Annotated in this window: 16 protein-coding genes; 9 read left to right on the forward strand and 7 right to left on the reverse strand. The window is 33.4% G+C overall.

What is annotated here, in order from left to right:
* Nucleotides 1–38: 38 nt before the first annotated feature.
* The 6 genes from tig to LX95_RS06690 all read right to left on the reverse strand — a co-directional run bounded on the left by tig (nt 39) and on the right by LX95_RS06690 (nt 6,256).
* Nucleotides 39–1,361, reverse strand: coding sequence for a trigger factor (gene tig, locus LX95_RS06665; RefSeq protein WP_111540666.1), 1,323 nt, complete (start codon nt 1,359–1,361; stop codon nt 39–41).
* A gap of 99 nt (nt 1,362–1,460) precedes the next feature.
* Nucleotides 1,461–1,796: a phage holin family protein gene (locus LX95_RS06670; RefSeq protein WP_111540667.1), complete on the reverse strand. Its 336-nt coding sequence runs from the start codon at nt 1,794–1,796 to the stop codon at nt 1,461–1,463.
* A gap of 78 nt (nt 1,797–1,874) precedes the next feature.
* The gene (locus LX95_RS06675; protein ID WP_111540668.1) at nt 1,875–3,398 is read right to left on the reverse strand and encodes an SGNH/GDSL hydrolase family protein; all 1,524 of its coding nucleotides are present in this window, start codon (nt 3,396–3,398) and stop codon (nt 1,875–1,877) included.
* A 14-nt stretch (nt 3,399–3,412) separates the two neighbouring features.
* Complete coding sequence (locus LX95_RS06680; protein ID WP_111540813.1) at nt 3,413–4,669, reverse strand: OmpP1/FadL family transporter; 1,257 nt, start codon at nt 4,667–4,669, stop codon at nt 3,413–3,415.
* Between the two features lie 100 nt (nt 4,670–4,769).
* Nucleotides 4,770–5,543: an alpha/beta fold hydrolase gene (locus tag LX95_RS06685; RefSeq protein ID WP_111540669.1), complete on the reverse strand. Its 774-nt coding sequence runs from the start codon at nt 5,541–5,543 to the stop codon at nt 4,770–4,772.
* Nucleotides 5,543–6,256 (reverse strand): pyridoxine 5'-phosphate synthase, encoded by a 714-nt coding sequence (locus tag LX95_RS06690; RefSeq protein ID WP_111540814.1) that lies wholly within the window; start codon nt 6,254–6,256, stop codon nt 5,543–5,545. Before LX95_RS06690 ends, LX95_RS06685 begins: the two co-directional genes overlap by 1 nt.
* Before the next feature lie 88 nt (nt 6,257–6,344).
* Between LX95_RS06690 and LX95_RS06695 the strand changes: the two genes are divergently transcribed.
* From LX95_RS06695 to murI, 8 genes are all read left to right on the forward strand, one after another.
* Nucleotides 6,345–7,004, forward strand: a complete 660-nt coding sequence (locus LX95_RS06695) for a CBS domain-containing protein (protein WP_111540670.1) — start codon at nt 6,345–6,347, stop codon at nt 7,002–7,004.
* The gene (locus LX95_RS06700; protein WP_111540671.1) at nt 7,001–7,885 is read left to right on the forward strand and encodes an NAD kinase; all 885 of its coding nucleotides are present in this window, start codon (nt 7,001–7,003) and stop codon (nt 7,883–7,885) included. The genes LX95_RS06695 and LX95_RS06700 overlap by 4 nt, the downstream gene beginning before the upstream one ends.
* A 103-nt stretch (nt 7,886–7,988) precedes the next feature.
* Complete coding sequence (gene porG, locus LX95_RS06705; RefSeq protein WP_111540672.1) at nt 7,989–8,681, forward strand: type IX secretion system protein PorG; 693 nt, start codon at nt 7,989–7,991, stop codon at nt 8,679–8,681.
* Nucleotides 8,681–9,421: an isoprenyl transferase gene (locus tag LX95_RS06710; protein ID WP_111540673.1), complete on the forward strand. Its 741-nt coding sequence runs from the start codon at nt 8,681–8,683 to the stop codon at nt 9,419–9,421. The genes porG and LX95_RS06710 overlap by 1 nt, the downstream gene beginning before the upstream one ends.
* A gap of 7 nt (nt 9,422–9,428) precedes the next feature.
* On the forward strand, nt 9,429–11,996 hold the full coding sequence (locus LX95_RS06715; RefSeq protein ID WP_111540674.1) for a BamA/OMP85 family outer membrane protein: 2,568 nt from the start codon (nt 9,429–9,431) through the stop codon (nt 11,994–11,996).
* Nucleotides 11,997–12,031: 35 nt separating this feature from the next.
* A complete protein-coding gene (locus LX95_RS06720) occupies nt 12,032–12,835 on the forward strand; it encodes an OmpH family outer membrane protein (protein ID WP_111540675.1) in 804 nt (267 codons plus the stop codon).
* 39 nt (nt 12,836–12,874) lie between these two features.
* Complete coding sequence (locus LX95_RS06725) at nt 12,875–13,390, forward strand: OmpH family outer membrane protein (RefSeq protein ID WP_111540676.1); 516 nt, start codon at nt 12,875–12,877, stop codon at nt 13,388–13,390.
* A gap of 81 nt (nt 13,391–13,471) precedes the next feature.
* Entirely contained in the window at nt 13,472–14,263 is a 792-nt protein-coding gene (gene murI / locus LX95_RS06730; RefSeq protein WP_111540677.1) for a glutamate racemase, read from the forward strand.
* On the opposite strand, the gene LX95_RS06735 is transcribed toward murI, so the two are convergent.
* Nucleotides 14,260–15,279 (reverse strand): PorP/SprF family type IX secretion system membrane protein, encoded by a 1,020-nt coding sequence (locus tag LX95_RS06735; RefSeq protein WP_111540678.1) that lies wholly within the window; start codon nt 15,277–15,279, stop codon nt 14,260–14,262. The two genes, murI and LX95_RS06735, sit on opposite strands and share 4 nt — an antisense overlap.
* Nucleotides 15,280–15,497: 218 nt before the next feature.
* Here LX95_RS06735 and LX95_RS06740 point away from each other — a divergent pair, with 218 nt between their 5' ends.
* A complete protein-coding gene (locus tag LX95_RS06740; protein ID WP_111540679.1) occupies nt 15,498–16,409 on the forward strand; it encodes a NifU family protein in 912 nt (303 codons plus the stop codon).
* Nucleotides 16,410–16,431: the final 22 nt, after the last annotated feature.

Raw genomic sequence — 16,431 nt, forward strand, 5'->3', positions numbered from 1 at the left:
TTTAACGCCTTAAATATAAGTATTAATTCTATAAAAGACTACTTGTAAACTTCCTTAACAAAATTTTCGTAAGTCATTTCTTTTTTATCCAAGTTGATGTTTTCTTTGTAGAATTCTAATAGCTTCTGATTCATCACTTGCTCAGATAATTTCTTTACCTCATCTTGGTTAGAAAGTACTCTTGCAGTAATATCATCTAAATCTTTTTCTGAAGGATCCATCTGACCGAATTGTGCCATTTGCATTTTAATACGGTCTCTAGTAATCTCCTTAATTTCATCAAACTGAACTTGAAGGTCGTTATCTTGAACTAATTTTCCTTCAATTAACTGAAAACGTAAACCTTTTTCACTTTTTTCATATTCTTCTTTAGCTTCTTCTGCTGTAAGTTGCTTTTCTCCACTTACTTGAATCCATTTTTGTAAGAATTCCGCCGGAAGGCTAAAGTTTGTATTTTCAATTAAACGCTCTGTTACATCGTTTAACAACTGCTGATCGCTTTGTTGTTTAAACTGATTTTCTGCGTCTTCTTTTATTTTTTCTTTAAGTTCAGTTACCGTTTTCACGTTCCCTTCACCAAAAAGCTTATCAAATAATTCTTGATCTAATTCTGCAAGCTCTTGTTGATTAACTTCTGTAATTTCAAAAGTAACCTCAACATCTAAATCGTGTGCTTTATCGTGTTCTACTTTTAGGAACTCTATAAGATCGTGATCATCTTCAAAAAGACTTTTTGTTTTTAAACTAATTGTATCACCTACTTTAGATCCAACAAATTTGTTTAAATTTCTTTTACCTTTTAACTTTTCTAATGGAAGAGTAGTCGTATTTTCTATTCCCTCTTCTTCATTTTTAAAAGTACCAGCAACGACATCTCCTTCTTCAACTTCTTCTTTAGAAACTAATTTCCCGTATTGCTTTTGGATGGTTTTGATTTGATTATCAATCATCTCCTCATCTGCAACAATTTGGTATTGTGTGATAGCCTCTTTAGTTTTTAGGTCTACATCAAATTTTGGTGAAAGACCTAATTCAAACTCAAAAGAATAATCATCTTGCTGCCAATCGAAGCTTTCTTGCTCTTTTGGTAATGGATTTCCAAGGATCTCTAATTTCTCTTCAGTAATGTAGTTATTAAGAGATTCCTGTAAAATTTTGTTTACCTCATCAACCAATACAGCTTGACCGTATTGTTTTTTTACCATTCCCATGGGTACGTGACCTTTTCTAAAACCAGGAATGTTAGCCGTCTTACGGTAATCTTTTAAAATCTTCTCTACTTTTGGGTTGTAATCATCTTTTTTGATATCAACCTTTATTACAGCATTTAGCTCGTCTATATTCTCTCTTGTAATTTCCATGCTTAAAACTTCTAAATTTTGGAGTGCAAAATTACAATTTATTTACCTGCCAACCAAGTTTTTAATTAACTTGATGATGTGATTTTTATTTTACGGATGCTAATCGGTTATCGAATCAAGAATAGATTGTAAGATTGAAAGACAAACACTAAAAATAAGCGCCCACCAAAATCCGTCTACCTCAAAACCACCAATTAAACCATCTGCTACCAATATGATAAAAGCATTGATGACCAGCAGAAATAAACCTAATGTAACAATCGTAACTGGAAGTGTTAATAACACTAAAATAGGCCTGACGATTAAATTAAGTAAGCCTAAAATAACCGCTACGATAATAGCCGTAACATAACTAGAAGTGGTGACTCCTGGTAAAATTTCAGCTAAAATAACTACTAATATAGCTGTAACAAGAATTTTAAGAATGAGTTTCATATATCTATCTAAGTTTATTCTAAAAATAAGAAAGGCATTCTAAATATAGAATGCCTTTTTAAAAAAATTAACTTTCAACTAGTCTCCTAAAGAAGGATCACCGCTATAATCTCCAATGTTTACACTTGGTATTGTAGCATTGTAAGTCGTATTAATAGATTTTATAATTTCATTAGCTATAAAAGCATACCCTCTAGGCGTTAAGTGAATTCCGTCTAAAGAAAAAGCTCCTCCAGTAGCAAATTCTCCTGTTATAGAGCCACCATCAAAAGAAATACCAGAAGTAGCAACCCTATCTAATATTGCATTAGCATCTACAAAAGCTAAACCTTTATCTGCAGCAATAGATTCTATAATTTGATTAAACGCCGCTGTCGCAGTCGCCACTTCTTCTTGTTCAGAAGCAGTTAGAACATGTTCATCTCCTAAAGGAACACTTACCCCATTTACCAAATTAGGATCATCATTAACTAAAGTTCCTAAGAAACTAGAACTTGGTAGAGGTATTAAATCAGAATCATTTGCCTGTCTAATTTGACCTAACATCATGGCTGTTTGAGCATCTAAACTAAACGGCGGAGCTTGGAGTATCTGAGAAATATCAGTTAATTCTTCATCTACTAAGGTTACATAATTTTGACCTTGTTGAAATACAACTTCACGCATAGCTGCTTCTTCTGGAGAAAGAATTCCAAATTGAACTAAACCTGGAAGTACCTGAGTATTATAAGCTGCAAATTGTGAATTTAAAAACGCTGTTGTATCCGCATCTAACGGAATTGCATTTACAGGAACCGTATTAAAGTAAGGAGTTGAAGTTACATTTGGAATATTTAAAACGACCCCAGCACTTGCCGAAGCTAAAAGTGCATCTACTTCTTGACTGTAAACAGACGCAAAAACATTAGTATCTGTGATATCATTACTTCCATACGTCGCAGGATCTAAATTTCCTTGCTGACTAACTCCTACTCCACCAGAGGAAGCATAGCCTAGCACATCGTTATTTCCTATCCATAAACTAAAAAATGTTGGGTTTTGCGCTACTGCATCTCCCAATACTGTTGCATCTGCAGATGAACGAAAACGCACAAAATAAGGATTTGATTGACCTGTAGGTACACCGGCAACATTCCCATAACCTGGAGCCATTAAGTGATAACTTTTCGCTCCAGGAACTCCCATATTATTGAAAGATCCCGTAAGTGTATTTGAAATCTCTGTGGTTGGAGTTCCCGAAATTGGTGTTGGTGCTGGCGCACCATTTACAACAGATAACGTCAAACGGTTACCTGCAATTTGATCCCCTTGAAGTAAAAGTCCACCAAGGTTATCATTCATTAATGGCTGAGTAAAATCTCCTCCACCTACACGCTCAAATTGTTGTGCTAAAATATTAGGATAAGAATTTTTTTGTCCGCTAACATACAACGCATTATCTGCATAACCTGCAGTTAAAGAATTTCCTACCGCAACATAATTACTGAAATCTGCGCTACCTTGGTCATATACCTTATCATCTTCAACAGATTCATCAAACTCTGGCTCACAAGCTACTAATCCTAAAGCTAGAACTGCAGCATATTTTATATAATTTCTCATTGTTATCATTTCTATTATAAATTAAATGTTACACCCAAACCTGCTAAGAAAGCGTTACTCTTGTAGGTTCCTTCAAATGGTACACTTTGTCCATTTTCTGTATAAAAATCATAAGAGGCATCAACTTCATTAAATCTTAGGTAAGTTACAGAGGCATCTAAAGCAAATCTTTTACTTAATTGGTAAGAAAAACCACCTGTAAATCCGTGGGAATCATTTCTTGGTGTTTCTGGAGCAAAATAACCTGATTGTACTGGAGACTCATCTAAGTAATATCCTGCTCTTAAGGTTAATTGATCTAGAGCTTCATACTGTAAACCGAATCTATAAGTAGAAGCATTTTTGTAGTTTCTAGGATTAGAAGAATCTGGAACACCTTCTGGCGCAAAATCAATCATTAAATCATTATAAACACTCCAATAAGCTCTGTTATAATCAAATGCGAACAACCATTTATCTAGGAAGCTGTAAGATAAACCTACAGTCATTTCGGCAGGCATTGGTAAAGATGCATCAAAATTCACCGTTCCATTTTGCACAGGCGATAATGGAGAGTTAGGCACATTAGAGAAAGTAGCATCACCATTTTCTGCTTCTAAAATAACTTCAGAACGGTAATTAAATCCTATTCTAAAATTTTCTGTTGGAGTAAACATCCAAGAAGCAGACCAACCCCAATTAGTAACATTAGAAGCATCAATTTCTACATTAGATCGATCTCCTTGTTCATCGGTAAGTGTTCTATTCACGTTTCTATTAAAGTTTACACCTCCTGTTACGTAAATTGGACCACCACCAATACTAAAATATTCAGATAATCTTAATGAAACTAACGGCTGAATATAAATAGCCTGTAAATCAATATTATTAACTAAATGTGATCCCGCCCAATCTGTTGGATATTCTACTGTACTTCCATAAGGAGAATAAGCACTTAACCCTACTGTAAGAAAATCGGTTACTTTATATGAAGCGTAAAAATAGAAGGGTGTCCCTATTGGGTTATCTGTTTCTGCAAACTGGCCAGATTCTACATTTTGCCATTTTACATTAGACATAACACCTGTTACACCAGCTGATATATTTAATTTGTTTTCTAAATAAACTAATCCTGCGGGGTTAAAGAAAGCCAATTCTGCACTGTTAACGACTGCCACTCCCGTGTGTCCCATCGCCAAAGCCCTTTGACCCTGAGCGCTCACTCGATAACCACCAGCATAAGTAACACTCGCAGCAAGTAAAAATGCTGCAAAAAATAGTAGTTTTTTCATAATCATAGAAGATATATTAAGTTATTTCATTATTTCAAATTTAGCATAAAATAGAATATAGGCAAGCATTTTTGAGAAATATTATGCAGGCATAGTAAATTTATGAGAATTTATCAATAAAAGCCATAATTATTTGAAAAAAATCATCTGGCTTTTCTGCGTGAACCCAATGCCCCGCATCTTTAATTGTTACTAAGTTACTTTTAGGAAAGTGAGATTTTATTAACTCTCTGTCTTCTTTACGGATGTAATTAGAGTTTCCCCCACTTAAAAATAAAGTATCCTTTTCAAATGTATCGCTCTCCTCTAAAGCTTTCCCTACACTCTCTACTTTTTCCTTTAAGATATCTAGATTCATTCTTAAAGCTAATTTCCCCTTCTCTTTCCAATATAGGTTTTTTAAAAGAAATTGTCTTACTCCCCATTCTGAAATATACTCTTCTAATTTTTCATCGGCTAAGCCTCTAGAGTTTAACTCTGCATCCTGAAGCATAGTTAAGCCTTCTAAGATGGTTTGATGATGAGGCTCATAATATTTTGGAGCGATATCTACTACAATAAGGTTGTGAATTAAATCTGGATATTTTGTCGCCACTTTCATTGCGGTTTTTCCTCCCATAGAATGGCCCAACAAAATAATATCTTTTAGATTTTTTTCTTCACAATACTCCTTAATGTCTTCTGCCATGAGTTCATAACTAAACTCATCTGTATGCGGACTACGTCCGTGATTTCTTTGATCAACCAAATGAACTTGAAACCCTTTTTCTGAAAATTCTTTTCCTAAAGTTTTCCAATTATCCCCCATTCCTAAGAAACCGTGCAGAATGATAAATGGCTTCCCTTCTCCTATTACTTTTGAATATAATTGCATTACTGAAGTAGTTTTAGGTATTTATGAATAACTGTTTCTAAACCTTCATAAAGAGATTCTGCCATTAGTGCATGACCTATAGAAACTTCTAATAAACCAGGAATATTCTTTTTGAAAAACTCAATGTTTTGCAATGATAAATCATGACCTGCATTTATCCCCAAACCTAAATCATTGGCAATTTCCGCGCAAGCGATATAAGGTTTAATAGCATCATGATTTCCTTTTTCATATTCGCTAGCAAAATCTTCTGTGTATAACTCTATTCTGTCTGCTCCTGTATGTATGGCATTTTTAATCATTTCGGGATTAGGGTCTACAAAAATAGATGCACGAATACCTTTACTCTTAAACTCAGAGATTACTTCGGTTAAAAACTCCTTATTTTTAACTGTATCCCAACCTGCATTTGAAGTTATAGCATCTACCGCATCTGGAACCAAGGTAACTTGCGTAGGTTGATTTTGAATAACGAGATCTATAAATTTTGTAACAGGATTACCTTCTATATTAAATTCTGTTTTTACCACAGGCTGCAAATCCCTTACATCTTGGTAAGTTATATGTCGCTCATCTGGTCTTGGATGCACTGTTATTCCCTGTGCTCCAAACTCTTCAATATCCTTTGCAGCTTTTACTACATTGGGGATATTACCACCACGTGCATTTCTTAAGGTGGCTATTTTATTGATATTAACACTTAATTTTGTCATAGGTTTGTCTTTAGCTTTACAAAAATACAAAGTTGCCATTCTTTCATGTGGTATAATTTAATTAATTTGCAGTTAAAACGCACAGAGTATGCTATTGTCTAATTACATTATTAAGGATATTGAAATCCAATCTGTAAATCAGCCTATAAAGAATTTGAAAAAGCTTTTTAACGAACTTACCTATACACATATTCCAGTCGAAAAGGATGGAGTTTTTATAGGTTCTATTAGCGAAAATGATTTAAGATGCTTTGATAATGAAAAAACTTTAGAGGATTACCAATATGCTCTGGAGCGATTTTTTGTTCGTGACACCGAAAATTGGCTAGAAGTTTTAAAAAACTTTAGTGTTAACAATGCCAATCTTATGCCAGTATTAGAAGAAAAATCTAATAAATACCTTGGCTACCTTGAATTAGGAGATATTATGTCCTTCTTTAACGAAACTCCATTTTTAAATGAAAACGGTGCCATTTTAGTGGTTGAAAAAAACTTTACGGAATATTCTTTTAGTGAAATTAGTCAGATTATAGAATCATCAAACAATAAATTATTAGGTGCTTTTGTAAGTAAAATTGAAAATGATGTAGCAGAAATCACTATAAAAACCAATATCTCTGGAGTTAATGATGTAATCCAAACCTTAAGACGATACGGCTACAATATTCTAAGCTCACACGAAGAAGACACTTATACCAAAAACTTACAAGAAAGATCTGACTACCTAGATAAATACCTGAATATATGAAAGTAGCAATTTACGGACAGTTTTATCATAAGAACTCCGGCCAGTATATTCAAGAGCTTTTAGACGCCCTAGAATTACAAGATATACAAGTAGAGATTGAAGCTAATTTTCTTAAAATTATTAATGAAAATAGTAGTATAGATAAGCAATACACTAATTTTTCTACCTTCACAAAACTTGATAATTCTTATCAGTTATTTTTTAGTATTGGTGGAGACGGTACGATTTTAAAAAGCATCAATTTTGTAAGAGACCTAGACATTCCTATCGTTGGTATTAACACAGGAAGGTTAGGTTTTTTAGCAACTATACAAAAAGAGAACATCAAAAAAATGATGTTAGCTATAAAGGAAAAAAAATACTCTATATCAAAAAGAGAATTAATCACCATTGCAACATCTCCAGAAAACGATAGTCTTTCTAATATGAACTTTGCTTTAAATGAGATCGCAATTAGTAGAAAGAACACCACTTCGATGATCACCATCGAGACTTGGCTAGACGGCAAATACCTAAATGCCTATTGGGCAGACGGTTTAATCATTGCTACGCCAACCGGTTCAACAGGTTATTCTTTAAGTTGTGGAGGTCCAATTATAGACCCCAAAACTAAAGCGTTAGCTATAACACCTATTGCTCCTCACAACTTAAACGCAAGACCTTTAATGATTCCAGATAACACAGAGCTAACACTTAAAGTTTCTGGAAGAGAAAATGAGTTTTTAGTTTCGTTAGATTCACGATTAACCAGTCTTCATAACGATACCACGATTACCATTAAAAAAGCTCCTTTTACTATAGGTTTAGTTCTATTAAATGAAGATAGTTTTATCAAAACTCTAAGACAAAAGTTACTTTGGGGAGAAGATAAAAGAAACTAAAACAATAAAAACGAGTATAATTTGTTAATCATAGAAGTACAAAAACCATATAAATTAAGTTAGAGAAAACTTAATTCATATATTTGCAAACTTTTGAAAATCTATGAGGTATTTAATTGCTGTGATAACCATACTTATGTGTGTGAAAGATATACGTTCTCAAACCTATGAAATTGGCCCTTATATAGGAGGAGCTAATTATATTGGTGACGTAGGATCTACTAGCTATATAGCTCCAAAAAGCTTATTAGCCGGAGGTATTTTTAAATGGAATAGAAGTAAAAGACATTCTTTTAGACTTTCTATTCTTCACACTTCTTTAGAGGCAGATGATAAAAATTCTGATGAAAATAGGAGACAACAAAGAGGTTATTCTTTTAAAAATGAAATTACCGAGGCTTCTTTAGGTATTGAATACACCTTCTGGGAGTGGAATCTTCACAACCTTAAACCACAACTCACACCCTATTTATATACAGGTTTAACAGGAGTTTTTACTGACAATCAATATGTAGACAGGACCAATCGCATTGTTCCTGGTGATAATAAAATTACGGCAGCCATCCCTATGGTTATAGGAGTAAAAGGCACTTTAAACACCAATTGGGTTTTGGGAATTGAAGCCGGTGCTCGTTACACCTTTACCGATAACCTTGACGGAAGTAATCCTGAAGAGTTTGACGGTGGTGAAGTTTACCCTTCTTTTGGAAATCCCAATACAAATGATTGGTATATGTTTGTAGGAGTCACCTTAACTTATACCTTTGGTCGAAAACCTTGTTATTGCGCTTTTTAATGAATTTGAAAGAAAAAATAAATAAACAAAACCTTCCACAACACATCGCCATAATTATGGACGGTAACGGTAGGTGGGCAAAAAAACAAGGCTTTTTAAGAGCTGTTGGTCACGAAAAAGGAACAGTTGCGGTTAGAGAAACCGTTGAAATTTGTGCCGAAACAGGTGTAAAAAACTTAACCCTTTTCGCTTTTTCTACAGAAAACTGGAACCGACCAAAATTAGAAGTTAAAACTCTTATGAAGTTATTGGTTTCTTCTCTTAAGAAAGAAATTAAAACTTTAATGGACAACAACATACAGCTTAAAGCTATTGGTTGTTTAGATAATTTACCCTCCAAGGCAAGAAAAGAATTAGAAGAAGTTATTGAAAAAACTTCTAACAATAATTTAATGACCCTAACATTAGCACTTAGCTACGGTTCTAGAGAAGAACTATTAAGTGTTATAAAAAGAATAAGCGAAAAGGTTTCAGCGCAAGAAATTGAAACCAGTGAAATTAATGAAGATTTCGTACAGCAGCATTTGTATACTCATGATTTACCCGATGTAGATTTATTGATTAGAACAAGTGGAGAACGTCGTATTAGTAATTTTCTGTTGTGGCAAATCGCTTACGCGGAATTATATTTTACAGATATTTTGTGGCCAGATTTCCGCAAAGAAGACTTATTAGAAGCAATACTAAATTATCAAAACAGAGAACGAAGATTTGGAAAAACCAGTGAACAAATCAATTAATATATTGATGTTAAAGAAACTATTACTTTTAATAATTTGTGTACTCGCATTCAACCACACTCAGGCACAAGATATAGCTATTGCCAATGGTAAAAAATATACCGTAGGCGAGATTAGTGTTGTTGGTAGTCAAAATTATAACGAGCAAACCGTAATTGCTTTTACAGGACTCAAAACTGGAGAAGAGATTTACATTCCAGGAGACAGAATCAGCAGCATTATCAAAAAGCTTTGGGATCTTGGGCTATTTAGTGACATCAACCTTTACGTAACGAACGTTAACGGAAATGTAGCCGATTTAGAATTAGAAATTCAAGAGGTACCAGAGTTAAAAGAAGTTGAAATCGTAGGTCTTAAAAAGAAAAAGAAACGAAAAGATATAATTAAGGACAATGACCTTAAAGCAGGATCTAAAGTCACCGAAAACTTAATTACCAAAACAAAGAATAATATTAAGAATTCTTATGCTCAAGACGGTTATCTTAATGCCAAAGTAGACATAAGAACGAATACCGTAAAAGATACTGCAGAAGTTTCTGAAGCCGAACAAGTAGACATGATCTTAAGGATAGATCGCGGCGAAAAAGTGAAAGTTGCAGACATACACATTAACGGAAATGAAATTTTTAGCGATGGTAAAGTACGTCGTCAATTAAAAACTAAACAAAAGAGCTTCTTTAGATTTTGGAAGAGATCTAAGTATATTGAAGACGAATATGAGCTTGGCAAAGAAAAAATTATAGACAAGTACAAATCTAAAGGTTATCGTGATGCCAGAATTGTATCTGACACGCTCGTTAAATTAAACGAGAAGGATGTTGAGCTTACCATTAATTTAGAAGAAGGTAATAAATACTTTTTTGGAGATATTACTTTCTTAGGAAACAGTGTTTATTCAGATAGGGAATTAAAAAACATCTTAGGAATTTCTAAAGGAGATGTATATAACGGAACCTTATTAGAAAAGAAAATTAGTGATCAAACTCAGCCAGACGCAGAGGATTTAACTAATTTGTATCAAAATAACGGGTATTTATTTGCGCAAATTAATCCGGTTGAAACAAGAATATATAACGATACGATAGACTTCGAGATACGTGTAAGAGAAGGTAAAATTGCTTATTTTGATAGAATTACCGTTACCGGAAATGATAAAACTAACGATCACGTAATCTACAGAAACATAAGAACGAGACCTGGTCAAAAGTATAGTAAGCAAGATGTGGTAAGAACAGTTAGAGAATTAGGAGCTACAGGTTTCTTTGACGCCGAACAACTTTCTCCAGATTTTAAAGTAAACCCAGCCGACGCTACTGTAGATTTAGATTATAAAGTAGTTGAAAGCGGAGCTAGCCAAGTAGAACTTCAAGGAGGTTATGGCGGTGGAGGTTTTGTAGGAACATTAGGTTTATCTTTTAACAATTTCTCTTTAAAAGGAATTTTAGACAAAGATGCTTACAAACCTTTACCAATGGGAGACGGGCAAACCTTATCTTTAAGAGCACAGGCTGCAAGTTACTACCAAACCTATAGCTTATCATTTTCAGAACCTTGGTTAGGAGGAAAAAAACCAATTCGTTTAACTACCTCTTTTTCTCATACTGTTCAATATTTCTATGATGCTTTTGAAAGAGAAGCAGATAGAGACAGAAGATTTTTAATTACTGGTGGTTCTATTGGTTTAGCAAAGAGACTTACTATTCCAGATGATTTCTTTACAGCATCTGTAGCTCTAAGTTACCAACACTATAATTTAAAGAACTATAACATAGGTTTATTTACCTTCCCTGACGGGTATGCTAACAACATTGCTATTACATTTGGATTAAGTAGAGATAACACTTACACCAACCCTGTTTTCCCAATGGGGGGATCTAAATTCAATATCTCAGCAAAAGTAACTCCTCCTTATTCTGCATGGAACGGTGTAGATTATGCTAATTTAGGAGATGATCCAGAGTTCCAAACCAATGGAGAGGCCGATGTAGCTAAAATTGACCAAGAAAGATTTAAGCTATTAGAATATTATAAAATAAAGTTTAAAGGTGAGTGGTATAACAAAATAGCTGGAAAATTAGTACTTAAAGCATCAACAGAATACGGATTTTTAGGAGCTTACGACAATGATAGAGGAATTCCTCCGTTTGAGAGATTCTATTTAGGAGGTGATGGTTTAGGAGGATACAGCCTTGACGGAAGAGAAAATATTGCGCTTAGAGGTTATCCAAATCAATCTTTAACACCTCAAGGCAGAGCCTTAGGCTCTAACTTAACTAGAAATGATGGAGCTACAATTTATAATAAATATTCGTTAGAATTAAGATACCCAATTACGCTTAAGCCTACAGCTTCTATTTATACGTTAGCATTTGTTGAAGGTGGAGCTAGTTACGATGGCTTTAAAGACTTTAATCCTTTTCAACTAAGTAGATCTGCTGGTGTAGGTTTACGTATCTTTATGCCTGCATTTGGTTTACTAGGTATTGATTTTGGTTATGGATTTGACCCTATTCCTGGAACAAATAACGGTGCTAATGGATGGGAAACTCATTTTATTATCGGACAGCAATTTTAAATTGGCACGATATTTTCTAACATGAACAAGAGATGATGAAAAAAAATTTTTTACTTCTTATTACAGCAATAGCCTTTAGCCTTAATTTAAGCGCTCAAAGAGGAATTAAAATTGCTTATATTGATATGGATTATATTTTAAAAAATATTCCAGAATATCAACAAGCTAGTCAACAATTAGAAAGCAAGGTTCAGAAATGGAAATCTGAAATTGAACTGATGATGAAAAATGTTGATGATATGAAGCAAAACTTAGAAAATGAAAGAGCTCTTTTGACTAAAGAACTTATAGAAGAAAGAGAAGAAGAGATTGCTTTTGAAGAGAAGAAAGTTTTAGATTATCAAAATGATAGGTTTGGCACTCAAGGAGATTTAATGATTCAAAAAAGACAATTGGTACAGCCGGTTCAAGATCAAGTTTTTAATGCTGTACAAGAAATCGGTCTTAAAAGAGAATATGATTTTATCTTTGAAAATTCCGCGGAAGCATTAATGTTATTTTCTGCAAATAGACACGATATTAGCGATCAGGTTTTAACGATGATCGAAAGAACGTCTAGAAAAACGCAGAATGAAAATAGAGCTAATGAAGTAGCTGTTGATCCTAACGAGCCGTACAAATCTGTTGAAGGTGCCAAAAATGAGGCTGCAGAAGAAGCAAAAAGAGAAAGAGAAAGACAGGCTCAAGTTGATGAAAGAGAAAGTATGCTAGACGAACGTCAAAGGAAAAGAGATTCTGCAAGAGCAGCCAGACAAGCAGAATATGAAGAGAGAAGACGAAAGTTATTAGAAGATAGAGAAAGAAGAAGAGACAGCTTAGAACAAGCTAGAAATAAATAAAAGAAACAATTAAATAACAACAATTAATTTTTTAGAAAGATGAAACAATTTAAGACCGTTTTAATAGCCGTATCATTTATGTTAGGTGCAGTTGCATTTACTAATGCACAAACCTCTAAAGTGGCTCACGTAGGAACACAAGAACTTATTGAGTCTATGCCTACATATCAATCTGCTATGTCTCAATTAGAAAAATTAGAAAAGACTTATAGAGCAGACATCGATGATTTATTAAAAGAGGCTCAAAACAAAAATCAACGTTACCAAGCAGAAGCTACTACCAAGACTGAAGAAGAGAATGCTTCTAGAGCTAGAGAGTTACAAGCTACTCAAGAGAAAATCGTTCAGTTCCAACAAGTTGCTCAAAAGGAGTTACAAAAGAAAGAAACTGAATTATTAAAGCCTGTTTATGAAAAAGCAAGAACTGCGATTCAAAAAGTAGCTAGAGCTAAAGGTTTTGATTACGTTTTAGATTCTACTACAGGTGCTGGAGGTGTTTTATTAGCCGATGGTTATGACTTATTAAACGATGTAAAGAAGGAGTTAGGAATCTAATTCTATAAAATTTATACAAATTGTAAAAAAGCGTTTCCATTAATGGAAACGCTTTTTTATTTTTACTATTAAAATTTAACTATGATAAAATCTGCTCCTATTGGAATGTTTGACTCTGGCGTTGGCGGAACTTCTATTTTTAAAGCCGTACAACAGCTTTTATCTAAAGAGCAAATCATTTACTTAGCAGATAGCCGAAATGCTCCGTATGGAGCTAAAAGCAAATCAGAGATCATAGATTTATCCTATAAGAACACAGAATTACTTTTAGACCAAGGCGCAAAAATCATTGTTGTGGCTTGCAATACAGCTACCACAAATGCAATAAAAGAATTAAGATGTAGCTTTGATGTGCCTTTTATAGGAATAGAGCCTGCTATTAAGCCTGCAGCACTTCAAAGTAAATCTAAAGTTATTGGGATATTAGCCACCAAAGGAACATTATCCAGCGAATTGTTTACCAAAACATCTGAACTGTTTGCTAAAAATACTGAAATAATAGAAGTGATAGGAGAAGGATTAGTCCCTCTCGTAGAGAAAGGTTTATTAAATTCTGAAAAAACAAGAAACTTACTTACAAGACTTCTTCAACCTATGATAGCAAAGGGCATAGATTATCTTGTGCTAGGTTGCAGTCATTATCCTTATTTAATTCCATTAATTAAAGAGATACTTCCTGAAGGCGTACAAATTATAGATTCTGGAGAGGCGGTAGCTAAACAGACAAAAGCAGTTTTACAAAATGCAAAACTGCTTAGCGATAGGTTAGAAAAAGATTCTATATTTTTTTCAAATAAAAATCCTAAAGTCTTAGACGACCTGGTAAATTATAACCGCATAGAAAAATTTAAAGTTTCCTATTTAGATTTTTAGTAATTAATAGCAGGACAATTACAATGGTAAGGCTCTTTATTCTTTCCGAAGGTATATCCTAAAGTTATTTGGTGAAAACCAGAATTACTTAATACTATAGAATTTGCTTGATATGTGTAAGTATAAGCAAACATAAAATCTCCGTAATTAATTCCTAAGAAAGGAGATACATATTGTAATTTTTGATTTTCTACACTAGCCAATCCATCAGTACTATATTCTGCACCATCAAAACTTCTTCTATAAGAAAGACCTCCCCAAAGTTGACCAAAATCAAAATTTCTATAAACTTTAAAGTTAGCATCGATTGATGCTTCTGAGGTTTCTTCTTTCATTTGAAAAAGAACCGAAGGCTCGTATGACCACTCCGATCCATAAGGCGCTATAATGTAACCTAACGAAAGTAAATACTGTCTTTGGTTATCGGTCTCAAAGTTATCTGAAAAAATATCACGCTTTTGCGGAATTAAATTCTTTACGGTAAAATGAGAATAGAACTCTAAAAAATAATAAGACATTCCAAAATCAACATTAAAATAAGAATCTTGTTGTTCTGTTCCTGAAATTATGGGGTCATTAGGGTTTGTACCTCCAATTAAATCACTTTCGTCTAATTTCTCTTGTAAAACACCCACATTTAAACCAAAAGATAATTGATTTAAATCTACTCTATCTCTAGATAACAAGATATGATATGCAAATGTGGCGTAAACTCCTTGTTGAGAAAATCGACCATTACTATCGTTGTACAAAATCCCCCCAATTCCAACATTCTCTCCAACTCTTCCGTTTAAACTTAAAGTTTCTAAAGAAGGAGCATCATCTACATCAAACCATTGTCTTCTTCCCGTAAGACGAATTTTATTTCTAATACCAGCACCAGCCATTGAAGGGTGTACTAAATATAGATTATCAGTTAAGTAATCGGTATAAACTGGAATTCCACGTTCTTGAGCTTGAGACAAAAATGGTAATGTAATAATTGCCAAAAACAAGTAGGTTTTTATAGACTTCATATTTTTTTAGGGTATTATCTCGTCAAATTAAAGCAAATTGAGAAAAAGTAAAAAATTTATAACCACATTATTTATGGTTTTTCTAACAAAAATCACAAAATTAACATAAAATATGAATCCTTTGAGGAATTTCTATTAAACTTTATTTCTCTATATAAGCCGTAAATATATTCATTTCATTGTATTTCTTTTAGTATTTTTGCGTAAAATTTGCGTTTATGAAAAATTACCATATAGAAGTTAAGGCTACCACCAATAAATCTATTGTTAAATTTGAAGCTGATCAATTTTTAGTCAATCATGAAAGCTATGAATTTAAAAATATTGATGAGGCGTCAAAATCGCCCTTAGCACAAAAATTATTTCACCTTCCATTTGTTAAAACGGTTTATTTAGCACAAAATTTTGTTGCTATAGAAAAATATGACATTGTTGCTTGGGAAGATGTGCAAGAAGAATTAAAAAATCAGTTAGAAGACCTTTTAAATAATGGCACTGTTATTATTAAAGAAGATTCTCAACAAACTAAAAAAATTCCGGTAACGGTATATGCAGAGAGCACTCCTAACCCTAAAGTAATGAAGTTTGTAGCTAATAAAAAATTAGTTTTACAATCTATAGAATTTAAAAATATTGACGATGCCTCGCATTCTCCTTTAGCTAAAGCTTTATTTCATTTTCCTTTTGTGAAAGAGGTTTTCTTAGATGAAAATTATGTTTCGGTTTCTAAATATGACGTAGCGGACTGGAATGATATTACTTTAGAACTGAGAGAATTTATTAGAAGTTATATTGAAGACGGTAAACAGATTCTTGAAGAAGGAGCTACACAAAAATCTTCTGGAGAGGATATAGTAAACAGCTCGTCTCCATCTATCGAAAATTTAGATGATACCTCTAAAGAAATCGTTGCGATCTTAGATGAATATATAAAACCTGCCGTAGCAAGTGATGGAGGAAATATAATGTTCGACTCTTATGATGAAGAAACTAAAACAGTAAAAGTGATTTTACAAGGTGCTTGTAGCGGATGTCCTTCTTCTACTTTTACGCTTAAGAATGGTATTGAAAATATGTTAAAAGAAATGCTTCACAATAAAGTAAATACAGTAGAAGCTATTAACGGATAATTTTTTCGGTTTATCACATATT

The sequence above is a fragment of the Mesonia algae genome (genome assembly GCF_003253545.1).
In the GTDB taxonomy this organism is placed as follows: Bacteria; Bacteroidota; Bacteroidia; order Flavobacteriales; family Flavobacteriaceae; genus Mesonia; species Mesonia algae.